Raw genomic sequence first — 23,166 nt, 5'->3', positions numbered from 1 at the left:
TCTGTGCTGCCGCTCGACTTGCATGTGTTAGGCCTGCCGCCAGCGTTCAATCTGAGCCATGATCAAACTCTTCAATTAAAAGTTTTTTGAAGCTTTCGCTTCGGCTCAATGAATACTGAATAAATTGACTGTGCCGATACTTAGTATCGTTTTGGTCACTCAGTTCATTGATAAATCTTTTGGATTATCATCAACGAGTGCCCACACAGATTGATAGGTTTATATTGTTAAAGAGCTTGCTTCTCAAGAAGTTTTTCTCTCAAAGCGGAGGTGAATTCTAGCGAGTTAATTTGAAGAGTCAAACACTTTTTCAAATTTATTTTCTCAGAAACTTTTACCTCACCCGACCTCGCCGAAGCCTTACGCTGTCTGCCGTGTCGGTGGATGCGCATTATAGGGAAGACGTTTTTCTTAGCAAGCAAAAAAATAGTTTTTTTATTAAAAAAACGCTCAAGTGAACACATTTCACTCAAGCGCTTATTTGCTTGTATTTTATATTCAGGCTATACAGAAGATATTCACAAAATCCTGTGGATAACTAATCATCGCTATCGAAGAAATAAGAAATTCGTGAGCGAGGGTTTAAGTACTCTCTCACTTTGTCAGGTAACTTATTAGGATGAATTGCGCTGACTATCTTTATATCTTTGTCCGCCAAATCGATGATGGGCGCCTGAGTTCTTGGTACTGCTGGGTCGTACATCAAAACATTGGGATACAGTAGATGTGCCGCATTAACGGAAATGACCAGCCCGACCATATTATTGGAAAGTTGTACAACCGTTCCCGGAGGGAAAACCCCCATAAACTTGATCAGTATATTGAGGTTTTCTACGTTATAGAGATGCTTACAGTTCTTGTATAGATGAGAGAGAGCGGTATAAGGGATCTTTTGTTCCGCAGGAATATTATGGTGACATAAGTTATCAAACGCGTTTGCAACCGCAATAACTTGAGTTAACTCATCTATTTGATCACCTTTGAGACCGTCAGGGTATCCTGAGCCGTCATTAAGCTCGTGATGCTGCAGAATTACTTTCTTCGCACTTTCTGGGAACCCTTCCACTGTATTGGCTAGGTCCAACCCATATTTCGTGTGTAGCTTAAGATAGTTAAATTCAGGTTCGGTTAAAGGCGTCTGCTTACGAACAATCGCTGAAGGAATTTTTATTTTGCCAATATCATGAAATAAAGCGGCAAAAGACAGCTCTTTCAACTGCTCAGCCTTATAGCCTTTCGCCTTTCCTATCATCATGGCGATGACGGAGACGTTTAACGAATGAAAGTAGATATCTTCAAACTCACTTTTTCCATTCATAAGATGAAGAGTGACATTATCATCGCTCATCAGCTTTTCAACAATGTCGTCGATGAGTTGTTTAGCTTCCTCTACCGCATCGGTTGGTCGATTGCGAATTTTTGTCATCACAGAGCGCATTCTAGCCAAAGAACGTTCAAACTCTTTCTCGCACTGAATCACACGTCGGCGATAAGAACTGAGCTTTTCTATACGCTTTTGCTTTTCATCCCAAAGCTTTTTGGTTTCACCATCCAATTTCTCTGACTGAGCGTCAAGTTCACTAACGCTTCTCTGATTGGCAGGCAGGGGCTGTGTGTCACTTTGATTGACATTAAGAAACACATATTTAACGCCCAAGTGGCGGATCATTTCCACTTGTTCCTGGTCTTTAATCTTAAAGCTATTAAAAAGAAAAGGATGCTCGTTCCACTTCAACGGCAGACGTATATGTAATCCAGGCTGAATACGATCTACTGTAATTTTGATAGTTGCCACTTCTCGTAAATACCAAAATTTCCAAAACAAAGGCGAAATTTTAGTGCATTTTGTCAATTAATTCATCAATAACAATTCACATTTTCAATCACAATCAATTTGTGAGTTTACAGTGAATCATCCAGCGAATCCCAAACTTGTCTTCTACTTTTCCAAACCGAGTGCCCATAAATGAATCCGCGAGAGGTAACATGACGCGGCCATCTTGAGCAAGGCGATCAAACAGTTTTAACTGCGTGTCCAGTTTATTTACCACGATAGATAAGGCTATATTGTTCCCATGCAACTCCTTTGCAACGACGCCATCGGATAACATGAGTTTCAACCCCGGAGCTTCAAACTCAGCATGCATAATCCAATCTGGCACAACGCCATCCATCTGCTGAGGTGCATCTTTAAATAGACGAATATTGGTTATCTTTCCGTCAAAACACTGATGATAGAAATCGAGAGCTTCGGCGCAACGCCCAGCAAAGAATAAATAAGGGGTAAGTTGATACATTGGCCATCTCCTGTTATTTCTATTAAAAGATAGCCGACAAATCAACTTACTGCAGGTTGATTAGTTACGATATCACTCGATCTGCGTTACGTTTTTTCAGAACTGGACTGAAACTTGCGGGGGTGGTAATGATCTGCCCTTTGGTCAGACTCACTAGGGTTTGAACTGCCACTTCCGCCATTTCACTAATGGGGAAATGAACAGCTGTGACCGTCGGATAAAGGCTTTCACAGAGATCGACACTATCAAAGCTAACTAACGAAATAGATTCTGGAACGGAAATACGCTTTTCATGCAAGTATTGCATCGCCCCAATGGTCATTTCTTCACTGCATGAAAAGACCGCCGTTAAATCGGCGTGATGCGCTAGCAGGGTCTCCATTGCTTTGTAGCCACTTTTTCTTCCATAGTCGCCTTCCGCACATAAGAGTTCCAAATCACCTACTCCCAATGAACTCATGGCGTCTAGATAACCTTGTTTTCTTAACTGGCTGTTATAGCGTTGCGCCGGACCAGTAATGCACCCAATCTTTCGATGTCCTTGCTCTATGAGATGATTGACGGCAAGCACACTCGCACCTCGATGATCAAACGTAATGCATCGTTCTTCCAGCCCTTCTACATATCTATCTAACAGCACAAATGGCGTATCTTGCTGTGCTAGTGCGCGTAAATCATCATCCGAAAGATAGCGACTGTGCAGCACGTAGCCATCACAACGTAGATCATGAAAACGTTGAATCGCATTCTTCTCCCCTTGCGCAGAATGATGACCTTGAGCAGTAATTAAGAACTTATTGTGAAGATCTAATTCGGTTTGAACGCGATCCATCATTTCGCCAAAGAAACCACCTGTATAGTAAGTGACAAGCAACCCCATCATGTTTGACGATGAGGTGGCCAGAGAGCGCGCAATGGCACTTGGGCGGTAGTTAAGTTGCGCCATCGCCCATTCCACTTTTTGTCTGGTCTCTTCCTTGAATTTTCCTTCACCATTGATGATTCTCGAAACCGTTGAACGGTTAACGCCAGCAAGTTCTGCTACGTCTTTTATTCTTGCCATTTCTCTGCCTATCTATAATGCGATTTAGCGCTTTCTATAAAGTGACTGCCAGCAACTCGTAAGGTGACTAAGGGGACGTTGCTGACAGTCTTAATCATACACAGCTATGCAACGGTGCAAAAATTAACTCAGAATAATCCGTGATTTCGATATCATGCTTTTGCAGACTTAGACGTAATTCTTTACTGGTTAACACAGCAAGCTCTTCCTCTCTTTGCTTTGCATAACCACTACAGCGCTCCAACGCACTATCAACCAATGCAGGGTGACACATCACTTCAACGAGATCGTATTTGCCTTTTAAGGAAACCAGATGTTCCACCAGCGAATCGTGCTCAACACGTTCATCGTAAAAATGGTCCGTAAAGTAATAGCGACAGCCAAACTCTTCCTCACCTGCCATTCCTGTGCTGCGCAAAGGTACATGATAGGCTTTGGCGATATCATAGATGACCGATTCAAACTGCGGATGCGTGTGTGCATGATGATGACTGTCTATGTGACTAAGAGTTAGACCTAAAGCAAGGAAGTGCTCAACTTGAGCCATCGCCTCATCATGTATTGCAATGGGATCGTAATCTCGTCTCTGCCAAAAATCGCTGTAACGAGTAAACTCGCCATTAGGATCACACAAGTTGGTTTCTTCTGTTAATGGCCTACCAGCTGTGAACCTAAGATGAAGGCCAACTTTTAACTCTGGCAACTGATTGGCCAGTTCAACCGCATGTTTTTCTGCTGGCATACCAACCATCATGGTCGTGGACCGGACGACGCCTTCCAAATGCGCTTTCGCGATGCCATCATTGACACCCTGCGTCAAACCGAAATCATCAGCGTTAAAAATAACTTTCATCTTAGGATTCACCTTTTGTTTGAGGGCCTTTCGTTTAAGTGCCTAAAGCGACGTTAACTTAAACTGCGGGAGATATTGCGCGTTTTCACGAAGAATATCGTCCAGAATTGCCTTAGCTCGACCAATATCGGGCACTAATGGGTTGCTTGCTAACGCCATCAACGCTTGGTGGTAATCGCCATGAACAGCGGCTTCAATCGCCAGTTGTTCGTAGGCTTTCACTTGATGTAGCAACCCACTTACTTTAGGCGATAGGGTACCTACTGCAATCGGTTTGGCTCCCCAGCTGCCAACAACGGCACTACATTCAATCACAGCATCATCTGGCAATGTACTGATAGCGCCACGATTAAGAACGTTAACCACGTGAATACCATTTCGATTGTTGTAGATAGCATCAACCAAGTTGAGAGACGCATCTGAATAGTACGCACCACCCCGCTGCTCTAACTCTTGCGGTTTTTGATCAAGCGTTGGATCTTGATAGAGATTAAACAACGCCTTTTCTGTTTCCATCACCTGCTCTGCGCGAGTGCCTTTTTCTTCAGAGCTTTGTTTTTCTTCCGCTAGCATTGCGTCGGTTTGATAAAAATAACGATGATAAGGACAAGGAATCGCACCCAATGCTTTCAAAAAGTCCGGGTCCCAGGGCTCTTCCCAGATATTTTTCATGCTGAAGTTCGCGCCATCGCCAACCTTTTCTAGAACGACATCCGTAATATCTTGACCATCCAACCACGCTTTATGCACCCAGACCAAATGGTTCAATCCCGCGAACTCTAACTGCAACTCTTTGGGTTCGCATTCCATCATCTCGGCAATCATCATTTGCATAGAAACCGGGACGTTACACAGACCAATGCTCTTCACTTTAGAGTATTTGCTGACGGCTTCGGATACTAAACCTGCTGGGTTGGTAAAGTTGAGCATCCACGCATTGGGAGAGAGCTCCTCAATATCTTTACAGATATCCAAAATAACCGGAATCGTGCGCAGTGCTTTCGCAAAACCACCAGGTCCCGTCGTTTCTTGGCCAATGACATCATATTTCAGCGGGATCCGCTCATCACTTGCACGAGCGGCAAGACCACCCACACGAAATTGCGTCATCACAAAATCCGCGCCCGCGATAGCTTCTCTGCGATCAAACCCTGCTTTGATTTCGATATCCGCACCTACCTTGTCGACCATACGCTGTGCAAGGCGGCGAATGATGTCTAATTTCTCGGCGCCTGATTCAATGTCAACAAAATGCATTTGCTTAACCGGTAAATAATCCAGTCGCTTTAATACTCCTTCCACCAACTCAGGCGTGTAACTGCTTCCACCACCAATAATGGCCAGTTTTATTCCATCTCTAGACATGATGAATCCTTACTTATCCAGCCAATTGTTTGTGCAATGCAACCATTTCTGATGCCAGTTCCTGAGCGAGGATGGTAGTCATTAAGTGATCTTGCGCGTGAACCATGACCAGCGTCATCGGCACTTTACCCTCACCTTGGTCCTCTTCTATCAGTTGCGTTTGTACTAAATGGGCTTTGTTCAAACATTCTTTGGCTTGCTGCAGCTTTTCTTCAGCCACACTAAAGTTCTGTTCTCGAGATTGGCGCAATGCTTCAAAACAAAGGCTTCTCGCCTCACCTGCATTGCAAATAATTTCCATAACAACCAGTTCTTGTTCCATTTCTCTCTCCTCGGGAAGAGGCTGCCCGCAGACAGCCTCAACAATGTCAATTAAGCTGTTACACCTTGACCACTCACATGCTGTTGTTCAGGGACCACATCAACCGATTTCTCTTGCTCAAGAACTTGTTTTTCAAACATCTTGAAGAAAGGCAGGTAGATGAAGAGATCGAGAATTAACAAGCCGACCACGAGTAAAATTGGCGTAAACGTCCAGCCACTCCCCCACGAGGCACCGATAATGGCTGGCGTTGTCCAAGGTGTGGTCGCAACCCCCATACCAACGAAGCCAAGTTGCACAGCGAAATAAGCGATAGTGGCGTTAATCACTGGCGCAAAAACAAAGGGTAGGAAGAGGATTGGGTTCATCACCACTGGGCTACCAAAGATGACTGGTTCGTTGATCTGGAATAACCCAGGAACCGCACTCATACGGCCGATACTCTTTAAGTGTGCAGAGCGACTAAAAGACATCAGCATCACCAGCGCCAATGTGGCACCCGAACCACCAATAAAGATGTAGAAATCCCAGAATGGTTGCGTAAATACGTTCGGAATCGGTTGTCCTGCCACAAATGCATCAATGTTGGCACTGATGTTGGTTAGGAAGATTGGTGACAACAAGCCCACCACGATGGCCGCTCCATGAATACCTGCGAACCAAAGTAATTGGCACACTAACAACGCCCCGATAATGGCTGGTAATGTATTGGATGCACTGATTAATGGTTTAAACATGGCCATAACCGCATCAGGGATGAGCATGTCATATTGCGCTTGCACAAACAGGCTTAACGGATAGAGTGTGATAAAAATTGCCAACACAGGAAGTAACACTTCAAAAGAGCGTGCAATTGCTGGCGGTACCTGCTCAGGCATACGAATCGTAATATTGTGCTTTTTCATAAAGCGGTAGAGCTCGACCGAGAAGAATGCACACATCACTGCGGTGAAAATGCCAGTGCCCCCCATGTGCGACATTGAGAGTGCACCTTCTTTTGCTGGCGCTGCCACCAGTAGAAACGACATGAGCGACAGCACCGCACTGGTGATCCCATCCATCTTATACGCTTTGGCTAAGCTATACGCCACGCCAAGCGATACAAAGATCGTCATAATGCCCATCGACATATTGAATGGCATCATAATGGTATCAAAATGCGTGGTGGCAAAATCAAGCCAAACACGACCAAATGCGTTGGTGGTATCTTCTGAGAATGGGGGAAAAGCAAAGATGAGAATAAAACTCCCCACAATAATAAAAGGCATTGCGACAATAAAACCGTCGCGCATTGCTCGTACATGGGGTTGATTACCAACCTTTGCCGCAATTGGTGCTATGTATTTTTCTACAACACCTATTATTGCATCATAAAGCTTCATAGATTCCTTCCTTATTTTTAGATAAAGCAATCCTTAGCCATATATAAAATACACAGCTTGAATTACTCACATTTTAATCTTAGAAAAAACTAGTTAATTAGATCGAGTGCTTGCTGAAGAACTTCATCACCCTTCATCATTCCATAAGCTTGAGGAGAGATTGCCGCAATGTTTTTACCATACTCGTTTGCGGTTTTACGTAGCTCTTCCAACTGAAATCTCACTTGTGGGCCAAGCAGGCAAACATCGTAGTCTTTGATCGCCTCATCAAATGCATTCACCGAAAGTGCGTCAATCTTACACTCAACCCCTTTAATAACAGCAGCTTGCTCCATTTTCTTCACGAGCATGCTGGTTGACATACCAGCACTGCAACATAACAAAATCTTTTTCATCGCCAATTTCACCCTGTTCAAAATCCGACCTAAAAACTGTAGCAAAATATACGCGCACAAAAAAGCGCAACCGGTTGCATTGTTCGTGAACAAAATCTCATTTTAGACAATTAACCCTATTTTAACTTTGTTTATTTGGAGCGAATATTAAAGTAACAACTAGGTAATAAGACAAAGCAAAATTACGTCCATAAGATAGATAAAAACCTTTCTATCAATATAACCAACGACATCATAATCAAATATTATTTAGCATGGATTGAAATTATTTCCATTGCTTTTTTGAGCGTTACTGACCAACGACATAAATAGAAAAAATTATCAAAGCGATATGGTGAGCATGTATTACAACGGCAATGTTTCACATGCCTCATGGGCAACGGGGACATCTGAAACGCAGAACACTTTGTTGATCGTTCTAATAACTCTTCCAGCGATCACCATATAGATAGTTTGCGTAGTGGCACTTCCCCGCAGCTTTGTATCAACCTAAGACATTTCATTTTTTTGATAGCCCAGAGAGCCAAAAGATGAACGCAATCGTCACAACATCAGCTTGATTGAACACTGAACGTTACACACGAGTGAATAATAGTATAGAGAGAATGCAGTACGGAGGGAGGAAACATGGAAAAAGGAATCGTTATTGAAAGCCCCAAAACGACGAAAGGCCGCTATAAAAGCGACCTTTCTATGTATGGTACCGGTGGGCGGACTTGAACCGCCACTCCCGAAGGAAACGGATTTTGAATCCGTCGTGTATACCAATTTCACCACACCGGCATCTTTAGGCTATTGCCTTTCGATGCTTGGCATTATACGTAAGCTTTTCGGTTGTGCAAGAGCAAAAGATTGAAATAATTACCGTTTGCCTAAGTTTTCGCCACAAATGAACACAGTGTGCTCTAGCTCTCTTTTCTTCATACGGTTGAATCTATATCCTGACGCACAATTTGAATGGTAAGTGATCGATTTATGACTACAACAACACTACCGCCAGCTGGCCTATTTCGCCGTCTGGCTGCACTTTTTTATGATTCTCTAATTATTCTCGCGTTAGAAATGATGGCAGCGGGTGTCGTAATGGCCATACTGTTTGCCCTTAATGGCACAGGGCTGATTAGCTATGGTGAATATGTCGACGCAGCGGATTTGCTAAGCCGTCATCCTGTCATTAGCCCTCTCTTTACTCTTTATTTAGCCGGTGTTTGGGTGTACTTCTTGGTGTTCTTTTGGACCAAAGCAGGACAAACACTTGGGATGCGTGCGTGGAAGATTCAAGTTCGTAACCACGATGGCTCCATGATATCCGCCACTCAGGCGTTGATTCGTATTGCTACTTCTGCGTTTGGCTTAGCAAACTTCACCGTGCCAATCGATCCGAAGAAAAGAGGCTTTCACGACATCTGGGCCAAAACGGAAGTCGTTTTACTCCCTAAAGTGAGATAACCCCAAGTCGGACAAGTTCAGCGCTCATATTAAAGAGACCATAAAAAATGGAAGGCATAATGCCTTCCATTTTCTTTCGCGAGTAAATCCCACTACTTATTGCAGTTTTCGGTTCAACAACATCACTGCGACAACAAAGAACACAATGCTTGGGGCCACTGCGCCAAACACTGGTGGAATACCATACACCAACGTCAAAGGACCAAAGAACTCGCTGGATATGTAAAAAGCAAAGCCAGCAATCACACCCGAGATCACTCTCGCCCCCATGGTGACACTGCGAAGCGGACCAAACACAAATGACAGCGCCATCAACATCATCACCGCAATTGAAATCGGTTGAGTCAGTTTACGCCAAAACGCCAGTTCATAGCGTGACGCATCTTGTTCAGAGGCCTTTAAATAAGACACATAGTCATACAAGCCACTTAACGACAGTTCTTCAGGCTTAACGGTCACCACGGCTAGCTTATCGGGCGCCAATGACGTTTCCCATACCATTTGTTCTAGTGCATGTTTGCGGATGATTTTTTCATCTTGCATGTCGGTGACTTGGACATAACGCATTAACCAGCGATTGTCTTGTTGGTAATCCACCTCTTCGGCAAAAATCACTGACTGTAGCTTCTTATTCTGGTCAAACTTCCACATGTTCAGTCCATAGAGTCTATCTTCATCGACCTTGCCGATAAAGATAAAGTCATTAGCATCTTTGGCCCAGACCCCACTGCGCACGGAAACGATGCTACCGCCAGATAAGGCAAATGAACGCAAATCGCGGGCCATTTTCTGCGCTTCTGGCGCTCCCCATTGTCCTAGAGCCATGACAACGAGCATCAAAGGAACCGCGGTTTTAAGTACCGATATGCCGATATCCAATTTTGAGAAACCCGCGGCTTGCATCACCACAAGTTCAGAACTAGAGGCCAGCATCCCAAGCCCGATCAATGCCCCTAAAAGCGCCGCCATCGGGAAAAACATTTCGATATCGCGAGGAATGCTCAATAAAACAAAGTACAGCGCATGCAAGAGGTCATACGCACCTCTGCCCACTTTACGTAATTGCTCAACATACTTAATAATTCCAGAAAGCCCTACAAAGGTAACCAGTACCAATGAAGTCGTCGCAACAATCGTTCTACCGATGTAAAGGTCTAAAATTTTAAACACGATTTACGCTAGCCTCTTCTTTCTAAAATTATCTTTGATTCGTCTAACGGCAACGCTGTCCATAAAGTTCGCCATAATCGCCACCAGCAGTAGCAAACCGTTAATTGGCCACATGCCGATGGAGACCGAGATATCCCCCTCTTCCAACGCAGATTTCGTCGCACTGATCGACAAGAAGTAAGCAAGGTAGATGAGAATCGCAGGTCCCATTTTGGCGAACCGTCCCTGACGTGGGTTCACGGCAGATAATGGAATCACCAGCATAGTGAGTAGAGGAATACAGACAAACAACGACACTCGCCATTGAAGTTCTGCTTGCGCTTCACGATCCGGATGACCAATCAGCTCCAAGGTCGATATCGCATCCCAATCCCTTCCCTTTTGTTTCACTGATCGTTGGCCAATTAAGCCGTCATACTGCTCAAACTCGGTCACCATATACTCAACTCGCGTTGGTACCCCCTCGTAGCGCGTACCTTGCTTCATTGAGATAATCTGGCGGCCATCCGACAGTTCTTTTACCTCACCAGAATTGGCAAACATCACACTCGGCAAAATTGAATCTCTAGGTATGAGCTGAGCGATAAACACGTTGGAGAGTTGCTTGTCTTTGATATCGTCGATGAACACCACCGAAGAGCGATCAGGCGTGAACTGAAATTGGCCTTTTTTCAATAAATCGACACTATTTTCTGCCGCCACCTGTTCGGTAAGTTGCTCAACACGGTCCATTGACCACGGAGAAAGCCACAACGAGTTAAAGGCGGCAATTCCTGAAGTCATCACCGCGAGATACAAGGCAGCTTGAACGAGGAACTTATTGCCAATACCCGTGGCATTCATCACCACGATTTCACTTTCCGCGTAGAGACGACCAAAGGTAATCAAAATACCAATATAGAGGCTTAGAGGTAACATCAATAAGCCCATTGACGGCATATTCAGTGCAACAATGGACATGATCAAACTGGCCGGAATATCGCCATCCGACGCATCCGCTAACACACTGATGAACTGCTGGCTGAGAAACACCAAAAAAAGTACGAAAAAGATCGCAAATTGGCTCTTGAGTGTTTCGCGGATCAAATATCTAACAATAATCACGCTGAAATTACCTATACAAAACTTGTTTTTTTGGTCGAATCACTATAATTTCCCGTTGAACCTTTTATTTTTCAAAAAAACTGACTAAATGTTAATCTGTAACTTACAGAGTAGACCGAGAATAGAATTCAACAAGTAAGCGGTCATTATCTAACATTTAGAACTATTTGTCTTCAGGATGTAGGAGTACGCATGGAGTTCAGTGTAAAAAGTGGCAGTCCAGAGAAACAACGCAGTGCATGTATCGTTGTTGGTGTGTTTGAACCACGTCGCCTTTCTCCAGTAGCCGAACAGCTCGATAAAATCAGTGACGGTTACATCAGTTCATTACTTCGCCGTGGTGATCTAGAAGGTAAACCAGGTCAGATGCTACTGCTGCATCAAGTTCCAGGTGTACTTTCAGAACGTGTTCTTTTGGTTGGTTGTGGTAAAGAGCGTGAGCTTGGTGAACGCCAATATAAAGAGATCATTCAAAAAACCATCAATACTCTTAACGAAACAGGCTCTATGGAAGCGGTATGCTTCTTAACTGAACTGCACGTTAAAGGTCGCGACACGTATTGGAAAGTACGCCAAGCGGTTGAAGCGACGAAAGACGGTCTTTACACCTTTGATCAGTTTAAGAGCGTGAAGCCAGAAACGCGTCGCCCACTGCGTAAGCTTGTCTTCAACGTTCCAACACGCCGTGAACTTAACCTTGGCGAAAAAGCGATCACTCATGGCCTTGCTATCGCATCTGGTGTTAAAGCCTCTAAAGACCTTGGCAATATGCCACCAAACATTGCAAACCCAGCTTACCTTGCCTCTCAAGCACGTCGCTTAGCGGATGACTACGACACCATCACCACCAAAATCATTGGTGAGCAAGAGATGGAAAAACTGGGTATGCACTCCTACCTAGCAGTAGGGCGCGGTTCAAAAAATGAATCGATGATGTCGGTGATCGAGTATAAAGGTAACCCAGACTCGACCGCGAAACCTATCGTTCTGGTGGGTAAAGGTCTCACATTTGATTCAGGCGGTATTTCACTGAAACCAGGCGAAGGCATGGATGAGATGAAGTATGACATGTGTGGCGCAGCCTCTGTTTTCGGCACGATGAAAGCGCTGGCAAAACTGAACCTCCCTATCAACGTGATTGGCGTGCTTGCTGGTTGTGAAAACATGCCTGGCAGCAACGCTTACCGTCCAGGTGATATCCTAACGACCATGTCAGGTCAAACCGTAGAAGTACTCAATACCGATGCAGAAGGTCGTTTGGTACTGTGTGACGCACTGACTTACGTTGAGCGTTTTGAACCAGACTGCGTGGTTGACGTTGCGACGCTCACTGGCGCTTGTGTTATTGCACTGGGTCACCACATTACTGGTGTTCTGTCTAACCACAACCCTCTTGCTCATGAGCTCGTCAATGCTTCTGAACAATCTAGCGATCGTGCTTGGCGCCTACCAATGGCGGATGAATACCATGAACAGCTAAAGAGCCCATTTGCCGACATGGCAAACATTGGTGGCCGTCCTGGTGGTACCATCACTGCAGCATGCTTCTTGTCTAAATTTGCTAAGAAATACAACTGGGCACACCTAGACATCGCAGGCACAGCATGGAAGTCTGGCGCAGCCAAAGGGTCGACAGGTCGTCCTGTCTCTATGCTGGTCCAATTCCTGCTAAATCGCAGTGGCCAAGAGACTGAAGAATAATTCAAGTCAATGTAAAAAGGGCCGCTAGGCCCTTTTTTTCATCGCCAAAGAGACTAATAAGCCATGCAAAGAGCTACATTTTACATTGTCCGAGAAAACACCCCGCAAGCAACGCCAGAAGGTTTTGCTCACTATGTGGTGTTCCTTGCCCACCATTTTGCCAAGCAAGGCGCAAAGGTGTATCTCAACGGAGAAAGTAAACGTCACGCAGAGCAAATTGCAGAATACTTTTGGCAAGTCGAACCCGCTCAATTTGTCGCGCATAATTTGGTCGGTGAAGGTCCAAAATACGCCACCAATATTGAGATAGGCCATCAAGGCGTAAAACCTAGCTGGAATCGCCAACTGGTGATAAATTTGGCGAAAAATGAGACAACCTTTGCGAACAAGTTTGCTGAGGTGGTAGACTTCGTCCCTTGCGAAGAAAAAGCTAAACAGCTCGCACGAGAAAGGTATAAAATCTACCGTCAAGCCGGTTACCAACTGCACACCGTCGAAATTGAACACAACTAGCGGTCAATCCTTATAGTTAAGCTCTCCTACTAGAGAGTTCACTTATAGAGATTGACCTAGATTTACCATTAACCAGATTAAGCTCCCATGGAAAAAACATACAACCCAACTTCAATCGAACAAGATCTGTATCAGACTTGGGAAGAGCAAGGCTACTTTAAGCCACACGGCGACACGACTAAAGAAGCCTACAGCATCATGATCCCACCACCGAACGTCACTGGTAGCCTACATATGGGCCACGCGTTCCAAGACACGATCATGGATACACTTATCCGTTGTGAGCGTATGAAGGGTAAAAATACCCTTTGGCAAGTCGGTACTGACCACGCAGGTATCGCTACTCAGATGGTTGTTGAGCGTAAGATCGCCGCAGAAGAAGGCAAAACTAAACACGATTACGGTCGTGAAGCCTTCATCGACAAAATCTGGGAATGGAAAGGCGAATCTGGTGGCACCATCACTAAACAGCTACGTCGCCTTGGCGCATCAGTAGACTGGGATCGTGAACGCTTCACCATGGATGATGGTCTGTCTAATGCCGTTCAAGAAGTCTTCGTGCGCCTATACGAAGATGACCTCATCTACCGCGGTAAGCGCCTAGTTAACTGGGATCCAAAGCTACACACAGCAATTTCTGATCTAGAAGTTGAAAACAAAGACACCAAAGGCCACATGTGGCACTTCCGCTACCCGCTAGCTGATGGCGTGAAAACAGCGGATGGCAAAGACTACATCGTTGTTGCGACGACTCGTCCTGAAACCATGCTAGGCGATACTGGTGTGGCGGTGAACCCAGAAGATCCACGTTACCAAGATCTGATCGGTAAAGACATCATCCTTCCACTAGTTGACCGTCGCATCCCAATCGTGGGCGATGAGCACGCAGACATGGAAAAAGGGACTGGTTGTGTGAAAATCACCCCAGCGCACGACTTCAACGACTATGAAGTGGGTAAGCGCCACCAGCTACCAATGATCAACATTCTGACGTTTGACGCCAACATCCGTGACGCGGCTGAAGTATTCAACACCAACGGCGAAGCAAGCGATGCTTACAGCACAGAGCTACCCGCTAAATACCGCGGTATGGAGCGTTTTGCTGCGCGTAAAGCGATCGTGGCGGAATTCGATGAGCTAGGTCTGCTTGAAGAAGTCAAAGATCACGATCTACAAGTGCCTTACGGCGACCGCGGTGGCGTGGTTATCGAACCAATGCTGACTGACCAATGGTACGTGCGTACTGCACCGCTAGCGAAAACCGCGGTTGAAGCCGTAGAAAACGGCGACATCCAGTTCGTACCTAAGCAATACGAAAACATGTACTTCTCTTGGATGCGTGACGTTCAAGATTGGTGTATCTCTCGTCAACTTTGGTGGGGTCACCGTATCCCTGCTTGGTACGACAACCAAGGCAATGTTTACGTCGGTCGCAGCGAAGAAGAGGTTCGCAAGAACAACAACCTAGAGTCTGTGATTGAACTGCACCAAGACGAAGACGTACTGGATACCTGGTTCTCTTCTGCACTATGGACGTTCGGCACTCAAGGCTGGCCGGAGCAAACGGACGATCTGAAAGTCTTCCACCCATCAGACGTGCTAGTAACGGGCTTTGACATCATCTTCTTCTGGGTTGCGCGCATGATCATGATGACCATGCACTTCGTCAAAGACGAAAACGGCAAGCCACAAGTGCCATTCAAAACCGTTTATGTTACTGGTCTGATCCGCGACGAAAACGGCGACAAGATGTCGAAGTCAAAAGGTAACGTCCTTGACCCAATCGATATGATCGATGGTATCGACCTAGAGTCTCTGGTGGAAAAGCGTTGTGGCAACATGATGCAACCTCAACTTGCCGCGAAGATCGAGAAGAACACGCGTAAGACGTTTGAAAACGGTATCGAAGCCTACGGTACTGACGCGCTACGTTTCACCCTTGCAGCAATGGCATCAACAGGTCGCGATATCAACTGGGATATGAAGCGTCTTGAAGGTTACCGTAACTTCTGTAACAAGCTATGGAACGCAAGCCGTTACGTAATGATGAACACAGAAGAGCAAGATTGTGGCTTTGGCGCAGGTGAGATTGAATACTCACTAGCGGACAAATGGATCGAGTCTCAGTTTGAACTGGCAGCGAAAGCATTCAACAACCATATCGACAACTTCCGTCTCGATATGGCGGCAAACACGCTTTACGAGTTCATCTGGAACCAATTCTGTGACTGGTACCTAGAGCTGACTAAACCCGTTCTATGGAAAGGCACTGAAGCGCAACAACGCGGGACTCGTCGTACCCTAATCACTGTGCTTGAGAAGACGCTACGTCTCGCTCACCCAGTGATTCCTTACATCACCGAAACGATCTGGCAAAGCATCAAGCCACTAGTAGACGGTGTGGAAGGCGAGACCATCATGCTGCAAGCACTGCCTCAATACGATGAAGCCAACTTCAACCAAGAAGCGCTAGACGACATCGAATGGGTGAAAGCGTTCATCACTAGCATCCGTAACCTACGTGCTGAATACGACATCAACCCAGGTAAACCGCTGGAAGTGATGCTAAAAGCGGACGAAAAAGATGCAGCGCGCCTAGAAGCGAACAAGCAAGTACTGATTTCTCTAGCCAAACTTGAGTCGGTTCGTGTGTTGGCGGCGGGCGAAGAAACGCCAGCCTGCGCAACAGCACTTGTGGCGAAATCTGAGCTGATGATCCCAATGGCGGGCCTGATCGACAAAGATGCTGAGCTTGCTCGTTTGGATAAAGAAGTGGCGAAGACGCAAGGTGAAATCAAGCGTATCGAAGGTAAGCTGGGTAACGAAGGTTTCGTCGCCAAAGCCCCTGAAGCGGTTATCGCGAAAGAGCGTGAGAAGCTGGAAGGCTACCAAGAAACCTTGGCAAAACTTGAAGAGCAAAAAGCGACCATCGCGGCACTGTAATTCCAGTTAGCTTCATAAAACGAAAGGCAGCGTTATCGCTGCCTTTTTAATAGCTAAAAACTATTGTAGTTATACGATTAATCGATTTTAACTTTCGTAATTTTCCCATGATACTGTCACCAGTGGCAAAACGAGCCAAACGCATCATGAGAGATAAGATTATGAAAAAGACCATTACCTTTGCAGCACTTCATTTTACGGTCGCTTTCACTGTTGCCTTCGTCTTAACGGGCGATATCCTCATCGGCAGTTTGATAGCGATGATTGAACCTGCGGTCAATACCATTGCGTTTTACTTCCATGAAAAAGCATGGTCTACCGTGCCAGCGCTCAAAGCGCGTCAGTGGATGACGAAAATCAAGACCGCCAGTTTTGCTACCGTACATTTCAGCGTGGCGTTTAGCGTGGTTTACTTGTTAACAGGTGATGCGTTTGTCGGTGGGGTGATGGCATTACTCGAACCGTCTATTAACACCGTAGTGTACTACTTCCATGAGAAGGTTTGGTTGCGCCACAGCGCGGCAAAACAAACCCTCGATTCGCACAGTTTTTGTTTGCACCCAACCGTGTAATGACTCTATAGTTTTGACCATCATAATTTGAAATACGAATGGTCTTATGTCAGAAAAAATGGACTTTGTCTTGCGCCCTATCACCGTTGAAGACAACGCCTCAATCGCCAATGTGATTCGTCAAGTCTCGGCGGAGTATGGGTTAACCGCCGATAAAGGCTACAGTGTTGCCGACCCAACCCTAGACGATCTTTTTAGCATCTACTCACAAGCAAATGCCGCCTATTGGGTAGTGGAACATCAAGGGAAGATCGTCGGTGGCGGTGGCTTTTCTGCGCTAGCAGGGGTCGAAGGTGTCTGCGAGTTACAAAAAATGTACTTCCTACCCATTTGCCGTGGGCAGGGTCTAGCCAAACAGATCGTATCGCTCAGCCGCAGCACCGCGAAAAAGATGGGTTATCAACGCTGTTACCTAGAAACGACCGCCTGCTTGAAAGAAGCCATTGCCCTTTATGAAAAGCTCGGATTTGAACATCTGCAAGCGCCACTCGGGCAAACCGGACATGACGCTTGTGAAGTGGTGATGATTTGCCATTTATAAGGTAACTAGCGGATAAAGTGGGTGACCGAAATCGCCTCATCGAGCACAACGGGGGCGCTCAGCGTTTGACCATCAAGCTCAATCTCTAATTGATATGGTGTTGCTGGGCTGGGGGCGTCAATTTGAAATAAAGCACTGGCATGATCGCTGCGCAGATCCAGAGGAATACTGTAGCGGCGGCCATCAAACTTGACTGAAGCTGAAATCAAACCTGATGCGTAGGTTTGATAGTAGAGATCCACTTTAAATTCACACCCACCACCATGGTGCCAGATTTGCTCGGTCGTCACGCGATCAAGACGAACGTGGCGGATAAACTGCAAATACGGCTCTCGCCAGATCCCCATTCTTTCGTCACTTGGTTGATAGGCATTTGCCCCTAACTCGCACAATGCCAGTCTGTCTTCTTCAAACAGCAATTCTTCTTCCTCTTCGAGAAAAAGAATTTCAAAGCGATTACGTCCATGTTGCAGATAAGGACGAATATCTTTGCGATACTCAAACTGACTTTTATCACAATCAAACAAAGCAATGCCGTTTAAGCGCACTTCGGCATGGTAATCCACTCCAGCCAGCACCATCTCAACCGCAGGATAAGCCAGCAAACTGTCATCCACTTCGATGTCGTGCATCAAGTGCCATTCTTGCCCCGCAATGGCTTGCTCAGAGAGGGAAGCAGGTAAAATCTCGCTCAGTGGCGCGGGAAAGCAGAGATCATCTTGTGGAATAGAGAGATCGGTAAGCGGGGAAAGTTGCCAATAACCAGTGAGTGAGAGTTGCATATCATAATTGAGCTAGATCAAGTTTGCCGCATTATATACACAACCCTGCTAATGAGCGAGCGCTGTTCTCTGTGTGGGTGTAACAAGATGAATAACAACGCCATGCGAGCAAACGGAACACAAACAAAAGCCGGCAATCGCCGGCTTTGGTTTTATTAGTCTTCGAAGTCTTCGTCTTCGTCGTCATCTTGGTATAGTGCATCTTCACCTTCGTAGTAAGTGCCCCAACCATCATAGATGATGTCGTATTTTTCAGCGAGATGAACCAACTTCTCTACTTGAGCATCAATGGTTTCAGCGTCCAGCGTCGACTGCATGGTTGCATCACAACAAAGCAGCTTATTGCCATCTTCATCTTCAGTTTCTTCAGCTTCAAGCACTTCAAAGCCCATCTTAAATGCTTCAACAACCGCTTTCTCTAGGGTGTCAAAATCTTCAGCAAATAGGTGGTGCTCAATTTCGTACAAAGCTTCAGGATCGCTGCCATCTTCAAGCAGAGCAGCGATAATATCGCGAGTCTCTTCCTTTTGAATCTCAATTAACTCTTCTACTGATAGATATTCATCTTCGTGAGACATGTTTTAACTCCGGAATCGTTACTCTAAATTGGATCAACTTGTTGCGGTGAAATATGGCATGGATCGCCCAGAAAAGCCACCGACAAAGCGCTCTGTATCTCATCTTTTATCGCTGAATCAGCCAAAGCGATTCATTAGATGGAGAAAAGTAAGTCGGCCACAGAAAAGAACAACAGCTTATTAACAATTTGGCCTTTTTTTTAATATTCAGAACATCCTAAGGGCTAGAAGAAGAAAAAAGAGTACATAGAATAGTTCAATTTTCGATACTTCATTCACTCAGTTCAGATCAATTTCTTCACTATTTCGAGTAACACCACGACAAAAATGCATTTTTCTGAATAAAAAATCACATTTTATTCAAATGAAATCAAAGTAAGCAAAGATTCATTTACGCATAAAAAATCAATACTGCCGTAGTTTTTCTACACCCTACAACTCAAAACAATAGTCCGAACTTTATACAATACTCAAACTTAAACGCTATAAATTTAAATATAAATGGAATTTTAACGAAGTTGAGTAATTTGCATCTTATACAAAAGGTTGTCATAAATAGCGCCAGAATAAACTGAAAGGATGCAAAATGAGTAAGTTGTATGTAGGTTCTGAAGTCGGCCAGTTACGCCGAGTCCTTCTTAATCGGCCGGAAAGAGCCCTAACCCACCTTACCCCTTCCAATTGCCACGAACTCTTGTTTGACGACGTATTATTGGTTGAAGCTGCAGGCAAGGAGCATGATGCGTTTGCCGATACGTTGCGCCGGCAAGGTGTCGAGGTGCTACTTCTGCACGATTTGATGGTGGATACCCTCGCCGTGCCAGAAGCTAAGCAGTGGCTGTTAGATGTTCAAATCTCCGATTTTCGCTACGGCCCAATTTTTGCGCGCGATTTACGTCGTTACCTTTCAGAAATGGACAACGAACACCTTGCCACCATTTTGCTTGGCGGTTTGGCCTACTCTGAGTTGCCGATTCAATCCGCCTCTATGCTGCCACGCATGAAACAGCCATTAGACTTCGTGATTGAACCGCTCCCGAACCATCTCTTTACCCGTGATACTTCATGTTGGGTTTATGGCGGTGTCTCGCTCAATCCAATGATGAAACCCGCACGTCAACGTGAGACCAACCATTTGCGGGCGATTTATCAGTGGCACCCCATCTTCGCCGGACAAGATTTCATCAAATACTTTGGCAACGAAGATCTTCATTATGACAACGCCAATATTGAGGGTGGTGATGTGCTAGTCATTGGCAAAGGCGCCGTACTAATTGGCATGTCAGAACGCACCACCCCACAAGGGGTGGAAAACTTAGCCGCTAATCTGTTTAAACATGGCCAAGCAAAAGAAGTGATCGCCATTGAACTGCCCAAACATCGTTCGTGCATGCACTTAGATACGGTGATGACACACATGGATGTTGATACTTTTTCTGTTTATCCAGAGATCATGCGTAAAGATCTGCATACTTGGCGCTTAACGCCAAAAGGCAATGGTGAAATGCAAGTAGAAGCTTTGCATAACTATTTGCATGCCATTGAGCGTGCTTTGGGCTTCAATCATCTCAATATCATTACTACTGGCGGTGACAGCTATGAAGCTGAACGTGAACAGTGGAACGATGCCAATAACGTGTTAACGGTGAAGCCAGGCGTGGTGATTGGTTATGAACGAAACGTCTACACCAATGAGAAATACGATAAAGCGGGTATTGAGGTTCTCACCATTCCAGGGAACGAGTTAGGCCGTGGCCGTGGTGGTGCGCGCTGTATGAGTTGCCCAATTGAACGTGATGATATCTAACAGCCATCCAGCATGCTGAGACGAAAGCCAACTTCTTTGAGTTGGCTTTTTTATCATTAAAATAAAATAATTATTCACAAATACAGCATTTATATGTTTAACTATTGCCATAATGATAGAAAAAGGGACGAGTCATGGCATTTAATCTCCGCAATCGCAACTTCCTCAAGTTGCTGGACTTCTCTACAAAAGAGATCCAGTTTTTGATCGATCTTGCTGCTGATCTAAAAAAAGCCAAATACGCTGGCACTGAGCAGAAGAAACTGGTGGGTAAAAACATCGCATTGATCTTTGAGAAAGCCTCAACTCGTACCCGATGTGCTTTTGAAGTCGCCGCCTTTGATCAAGGCGCACAAGTTACTTACCTCGGCCCTTCCGGCTCACAAATCGGTGACAAAGAGTCGATGAAAGACACTGCGCGAGTGTTGGGTCGCATGTACGATGGCATTCAATACCGTGGCTTTGGCCAAGCGATCGTCGAAGAACTTGGCGCTTATGCTGGCGTCCCGGTATGGAATGGCTTAACCGACGAATTTCATCCCACACAAATTCTTGCTGACTTCCTCACCATGCTTGAGCACAGTCAAGGCAAACCCCTCGCTGAGATCAAGTTTGCTTACCTAGGTGATGCACGCAATAACGTCGGCAACTCGCTGATGGTGGGTGCTGCCAAAATGGGCATGGATATTCGCCTTGTAGGTCCGCAAGCTTACTGGCCCGACGAAGAACTCGTAGCCACCTGCCAAGCCATTGCCAAACAAACCGGTGGCAAGATCACCCTGACTGAAAATGTCGCAGAAGGGGTACAAGGCTGTGATTTCCTTTATACCGATGTCTGGGTCTCCATGGGTGAATCACCAGAGGCTTGGGATGAACGTGTCGCACTGATGAAACCTTATCAAGTCAACATGAACGTCCTCAAGCAAACTGGCAATCCAATAGTAAAGTTCATGCACTGTTTGCCTGCATTTCATAATGACGAAACTCAGATCGGTAAGCAAGTAGCCCAAAAGTTTGGTATGAAAGGCCTAGAAGTTACCGAAGAGGTGTTTGAATCGGAACATTCAATTGTGTTTGATGAAGCCGAGAATCGCATGCACACCATCAAAGCTGTTATGGTGGCCACCTTAGGCAGTTAATCGATTACATGATACGCCTAAACAGTGATGTAATCGCTTGCGCTCACTTTGCTTAGGCGTATAATGCTCGGCAATTTGTCCGAGGGTTGGTAGATAACAATGGATCATCGCAGTAGCAAAACACGACGCGCAGGTGAAGTATTCAGCCTGTGTAGTGTTGTTTGTTCTGCCCTTGTATTTAATCAACCCATAGATTTTTGAAGCCTCCCGTCATGGGGGGCTTTTTTATGCCTGAAACGTTCAGATAGGGAAGACGATTATGACAAACTCGCTTTATAAGAAGCACATTATCTCCATTCCAGAGCTTAGCCGCGCTGAGCTGGAATTGATTGTCAAAACGGCAGGTCAGTTAAAAGCAGAGCCAAACCCAGAGCTGATAAAGAACAAGGTCGTCGCGAGTTGTTTCTTCGAGCCCTCTACCCGCACTCGCTTGTCGTTTGAAACGGCCATCCAACGTATTGGTGGCGATGTCATTGGTTTTGACGATGGTGGCAATACCTCACTGGCAAAAAAAGGCGAAACGCTGTCTGATTCGGTACAAGTCATCTCGAACTATGTGGATGCTTTTGTCATGCGTCACCCACAAGAAGGTGCTGCGCGTCTGGCTTCTGAATTTTCTAACGGTGTTCCGGTGATCAACGCCGGTGATGGCGCTAACCAGCATCCAACTCAAACGCTGCTTGATCTGTTCACCATCTCCGAAACGCAAGGTCGTTTGGACAACTTGAATGTGGCGTTTGTCGGCGACTTAAAATATGGCCGCACCGTACACTCGTTGACGCAAGCCTTGGCAAAATTCAACAACATCCGCTTCTTCTTTGTTGCGCCAGACGCATTGGCAATGCCAGATTACATTCTTGAAGATCTGGATGAAGCTGGCATCAGCTACAGCCTGCACACAGACATGGAAACCGTAATCCCTGAGCTGGATGTTCTCTACATGACGCGCGTACAAAAAGAGCGTTTCGATGAATCGGAATACGCGCACATTAAATCCGCCTACATCCTCACCGCAGCGCTATTGGAAGGCGCACGTGAGAACCTCAAAGTGCTGCATCCACTGCCACGTGTGGATGAGATCACCACTGACGTCGACAAAACACCGCACGCTTACTACTTCCAGCAAGCAGGCAACGGCGTTTACGCCCGTGAAGCCTTGTTGGCACTGGTACTGAACGAATCACTGTAAG

21 protein-coding genes, 1 tRNA gene and 1 rRNA gene are annotated in these 23,166 nt (G+C 45.7%); 9 read left to right on the top strand and 14 right to left on the bottom strand.

Annotated features, from left to right (window positions below; all coding sequences use genetic code 11):
- From LZU85_RS16980 to LZU85_RS16935, 10 genes are all read right to left on the bottom strand, one after another.
- Window positions 1-78 (bottom strand): 16S ribosomal RNA (locus LZU85_RS16980); the annotation flags it as partial.
- 460 nt (window positions 79-538) lie between these two features.
- Window positions 539-1,795, bottom strand: a complete 1,257-nt coding sequence (locus LZU85_RS16975) for an HD-GYP domain-containing protein (protein WP_237287887.1) — start codon at window positions 1,793-1,795, stop codon at window positions 539-541.
- Window positions 1,796-1,889: 94 nt separating this feature from the next.
- The gene (locus tag LZU85_RS16970) at window positions 1,890-2,297 is read right to left on the bottom strand and encodes a VOC family protein (RefSeq protein ID WP_176299006.1); all 408 of its coding nucleotides are present in this window, start codon (window positions 2,295-2,297) and stop codon (window positions 1,890-1,892) included.
- A 64-nt stretch (window positions 2,298-2,361) separates the two neighbouring features.
- Window positions 2,362-3,360, bottom strand: coding sequence for a LacI family DNA-binding transcriptional regulator (locus tag LZU85_RS16965; RefSeq protein WP_237287886.1), 999 nt, complete (start codon window positions 3,358-3,360; stop codon window positions 2,362-2,364).
- Window positions 3,361-3,454: 94 nt separating this feature from the next.
- Window positions 3,455-4,213, bottom strand: coding sequence for a chitin disaccharide deacetylase (gene chbG / locus LZU85_RS16960; RefSeq protein WP_237287884.1), 759 nt, complete (start codon window positions 4,211-4,213; stop codon window positions 3,455-3,457).
- A gap of 42 nt (window positions 4,214-4,255) precedes the next feature.
- On the bottom strand, window positions 4,256-5,578 hold the full coding sequence (locus tag LZU85_RS16955; protein WP_237287882.1) for a 6-phospho-beta-glucosidase: 1,323 nt from the start codon (window positions 5,576-5,578) through the stop codon (window positions 4,256-4,258).
- A gap of 13 nt (window positions 5,579-5,591) precedes the next feature.
- A complete protein-coding gene (locus LZU85_RS16950; RefSeq protein ID WP_237287880.1) occupies window positions 5,592-5,900 on the bottom strand; it encodes a PTS lactose/cellobiose transporter subunit IIA in 309 nt (102 codons plus the stop codon).
- 50 nt (window positions 5,901-5,950) lie between these two features.
- Window positions 5,951-7,282 carry a PTS sugar transporter subunit IIC gene (locus LZU85_RS16945; protein ID WP_237287878.1) on the bottom strand — a complete coding sequence of 444 codons (1,332 nt, stop codon included), beginning with the start codon at window positions 7,280-7,282 and terminating at the stop codon, window positions 5,951-5,953.
- Between the two features lie 89 nt (window positions 7,283-7,371).
- Window positions 7,372-7,677, bottom strand: coding sequence for a PTS sugar transporter subunit IIB (locus LZU85_RS16940; RefSeq protein ID WP_237287877.1), 306 nt, complete (start codon window positions 7,675-7,677; stop codon window positions 7,372-7,374).
- A 698-nt stretch (window positions 7,678-8,375) separates the two neighbouring features.
- A tRNA-Leu gene (locus tag LZU85_RS16935) sits at window positions 8,376-8,460 on the bottom strand.
- 192 nt (window positions 8,461-8,652) lie between these two features.
- On the opposite strand from LZU85_RS16935, the gene LZU85_RS16930 reads away from it, so the two are divergent.
- On the top strand, window positions 8,653-9,126 hold the full coding sequence (locus LZU85_RS16930; RefSeq protein ID WP_108694257.1) for an RDD family protein: 474 nt from the start codon (window positions 8,653-8,655) through the stop codon (window positions 9,124-9,126).
- A gap of 96 nt (window positions 9,127-9,222) precedes the next feature.
- Here the strand turns inward: LZU85_RS16930 and lptG are convergent, their stop codons facing one another.
- On the bottom strand, window positions 9,223-10,296 hold the full coding sequence (lptG, locus tag LZU85_RS16925) for an LPS export ABC transporter permease LptG (protein ID WP_237287876.1): 1,074 nt from the start codon (window positions 10,294-10,296) through the stop codon (window positions 9,223-9,225).
- Between the two features lie 3 nt (window positions 10,297-10,299).
- Window positions 10,300-11,400, bottom strand: a complete 1,101-nt coding sequence (lptF, locus tag LZU85_RS16920) for an LPS export ABC transporter permease LptF (protein ID WP_237287875.1) — start codon at window positions 11,398-11,400, stop codon at window positions 10,300-10,302.
- A gap of 192 nt (window positions 11,401-11,592) precedes the next feature.
- Here lptF and pepA point away from each other — a divergent pair, with 192 nt between their 5' ends.
- The 5 genes from pepA (at window position 11,593) to LZU85_RS16895 (ending at window position 17,670) form a co-directional block, all read left to right on the top strand.
- The gene (gene pepA, locus LZU85_RS16915; RefSeq protein WP_176298996.1) at window positions 11,593-13,101 is read left to right on the top strand and encodes a leucyl aminopeptidase; all 1,509 of its coding nucleotides are present in this window, start codon (window positions 11,593-11,595) and stop codon (window positions 13,099-13,101) included.
- 63 nt (window positions 13,102-13,164) lie between these two features.
- Window positions 13,165-13,614 (top strand): DNA polymerase III subunit chi, encoded by a 450-nt coding sequence (locus LZU85_RS16910; RefSeq protein WP_176298995.1) that lies wholly within the window; start codon window positions 13,165-13,167, stop codon window positions 13,612-13,614.
- Window positions 13,615-13,701: 87 nt separating this feature from the next.
- A complete protein-coding gene (locus tag LZU85_RS16905; protein ID WP_176298994.1) occupies window positions 13,702-16,557 on the top strand; it encodes a valine--tRNA ligase in 2,856 nt (951 codons plus the stop codon).
- A 161-nt stretch (window positions 16,558-16,718) separates the two neighbouring features.
- Window positions 16,719-17,129 carry a DUF2061 domain-containing protein gene (locus tag LZU85_RS16900; protein ID WP_237287874.1) on the top strand — a complete coding sequence of 137 codons (411 nt, stop codon included), beginning with the start codon at window positions 16,719-16,721 and terminating at the stop codon, window positions 17,127-17,129.
- Window positions 17,130-17,175: 46 nt separating this feature from the next.
- A complete protein-coding gene (locus LZU85_RS16895) occupies window positions 17,176-17,670 on the top strand; it encodes a GNAT family N-acetyltransferase (RefSeq protein WP_237287873.1) in 495 nt (164 codons plus the stop codon).
- A gap of 5 nt (window positions 17,671-17,675) precedes the next feature.
- On the opposite strand, the gene LZU85_RS16890 is transcribed toward LZU85_RS16895, so the two are convergent.
- Together LZU85_RS16890 and rraB are read right to left on the bottom strand one after the other, a co-directional pair.
- Complete coding sequence (locus tag LZU85_RS16890; protein ID WP_237287872.1) at window positions 17,676-18,452, bottom strand: glycosyl hydrolase 2 galactose-binding domain-containing protein; 777 nt, start codon at window positions 18,450-18,452, stop codon at window positions 17,676-17,678.
- A 155-nt stretch (window positions 18,453-18,607) separates the two neighbouring features.
- The gene (rraB, locus tag LZU85_RS16885) at window positions 18,608-19,030 is read right to left on the bottom strand and encodes a ribonuclease E inhibitor RraB (protein WP_011079425.1); all 423 of its coding nucleotides are present in this window, start codon (window positions 19,028-19,030) and stop codon (window positions 18,608-18,610) included.
- Window positions 19,031-19,616: 586 nt separating this feature from the next.
- On the opposite strand from rraB, the gene arcA reads away from it, so the two are divergent.
- The 3 genes from arcA to pyrB all read left to right on the top strand — a co-directional run bounded on the left by arcA (window position 19,617) and on the right by pyrB (window position 23,165).
- Window positions 19,617-20,837 carry an arginine deiminase gene (gene arcA / locus LZU85_RS16880; RefSeq protein WP_237287871.1) on the top strand — a complete coding sequence of 407 codons (1,221 nt, stop codon included), beginning with the start codon at window positions 19,617-19,619 and terminating at the stop codon, window positions 20,835-20,837.
- Window positions 20,838-20,971: 134 nt separating this feature from the next.
- Window positions 20,972-21,976: an ornithine carbamoyltransferase gene (gene argF / locus LZU85_RS16875; protein WP_237287868.1), complete on the top strand. Its 1,005-nt coding sequence runs from the start codon at window positions 20,972-20,974 to the stop codon at window positions 21,974-21,976.
- A 259-nt stretch (window positions 21,977-22,235) separates the two neighbouring features.
- Window positions 22,236-23,165 carry an aspartate carbamoyltransferase gene (gene pyrB, locus LZU85_RS16870; protein ID WP_194592981.1) on the top strand — a complete coding sequence of 310 codons (930 nt, stop codon included), beginning with the start codon at window positions 22,236-22,238 and terminating at the stop codon, window positions 23,163-23,165.
- The last annotated feature ends 1 nt before the right edge of the window (window position 23,166 follow it).

It is taken from the genome of Vibrio floridensis (assembly GCF_021852965.1).
Lineage (GTDB): Bacteria > Pseudomonadota > Gammaproteobacteria > Enterobacterales > Vibrionaceae > Vibrio > Vibrio floridensis.
Note: the sequence above shows the minus strand (reverse complement) of the source record. Positions and strands in the feature narration are given on the sequence as shown.

Coding starts and splice junctions, on each gene's coding strand:
- LZU85_RS16970 (WP_176299006.1), bottom strand. CDS start 2,297: ATGTATCAACTTACCCCTTATTTATTCTTTGCTGGGCGTTGCGCCGAA.
- LZU85_RS16965 (WP_237287886.1), bottom strand. CDS start 3,360: ATGGCAAGAATAAAAGACGTAGCAGAACTTGCTGGCGTTAACCGTTCA.
- chbG (WP_237287884.1), bottom strand. CDS start 4,213: ATGAAAGTTATTTTTAACGCTGATGATTTCGGTTTGACGCAGGGTGTC.
- LZU85_RS16955 (WP_237287882.1), bottom strand. CDS start 5,578: ATGTCTAGAGATGGAATAAAACTGGCCATTATTGGTGGTGGAAGCAGT.
- LZU85_RS16950 (WP_237287880.1), bottom strand. CDS start 5,900: ATGGAACAAGAACTGGTTGTTATGGAAATTATTTGCAATGCAGGTGAG.
- LZU85_RS16945 (WP_237287878.1), bottom strand. CDS start 7,282: ATGAAGCTTTATGATGCAATAATAGGTGTTGTAGAAAAATACATAGCA.
- LZU85_RS16940 (WP_237287877.1), bottom strand. CDS start 7,677: ATGAAAAAGATTTTGTTATGTTGCAGTGCTGGTATGTCAACCAGCATG.
- LZU85_RS16930 (WP_108694257.1), top strand. CDS start 8,653: ATGACTACAACAACACTACCGCCAGCTGGCCTATTTCGCCGTCTGGCT.
- pepA (WP_176298996.1), top strand. CDS start 11,593: ATGGAGTTCAGTGTAAAAAGTGGCAGTCCAGAGAAACAACGCAGTGCA.
- LZU85_RS16910 (WP_176298995.1), top strand. CDS start 13,165: ATGCAAAGAGCTACATTTTACATTGTCCGAGAAAACACCCCGCAAGCA.
- LZU85_RS16905 (WP_176298994.1), top strand. CDS start 13,702: ATGGAAAAAACATACAACCCAACTTCAATCGAACAAGATCTGTATCAG.
- LZU85_RS16900 (WP_237287874.1), top strand. CDS start 16,719: ATGAAAAAGACCATTACCTTTGCAGCACTTCATTTTACGGTCGCTTTC.
- LZU85_RS16895 (WP_237287873.1), top strand. CDS start 17,176: ATGTCAGAAAAAATGGACTTTGTCTTGCGCCCTATCACCGTTGAAGAC.
- LZU85_RS16890 (WP_237287872.1), bottom strand. CDS start 18,452: ATGCAACTCTCACTCACTGGTTATTGGCAACTTTCCCCGCTTACCGAT.
- rraB (WP_011079425.1), bottom strand. CDS start 19,030: ATGTCTCACGAAGATGAATATCTATCAGTAGAAGAGTTAATTGAGATT.
- arcA (WP_237287871.1), top strand. CDS start 19,617: ATGAGTAAGTTGTATGTAGGTTCTGAAGTCGGCCAGTTACGCCGAGTC.
- argF (WP_237287868.1), top strand. CDS start 20,972: ATGGCATTTAATCTCCGCAATCGCAACTTCCTCAAGTTGCTGGACTTC.
- pyrB (WP_194592981.1), top strand. CDS start 22,236: ATGACAAACTCGCTTTATAAGAAGCACATTATCTCCATTCCAGAGCTT.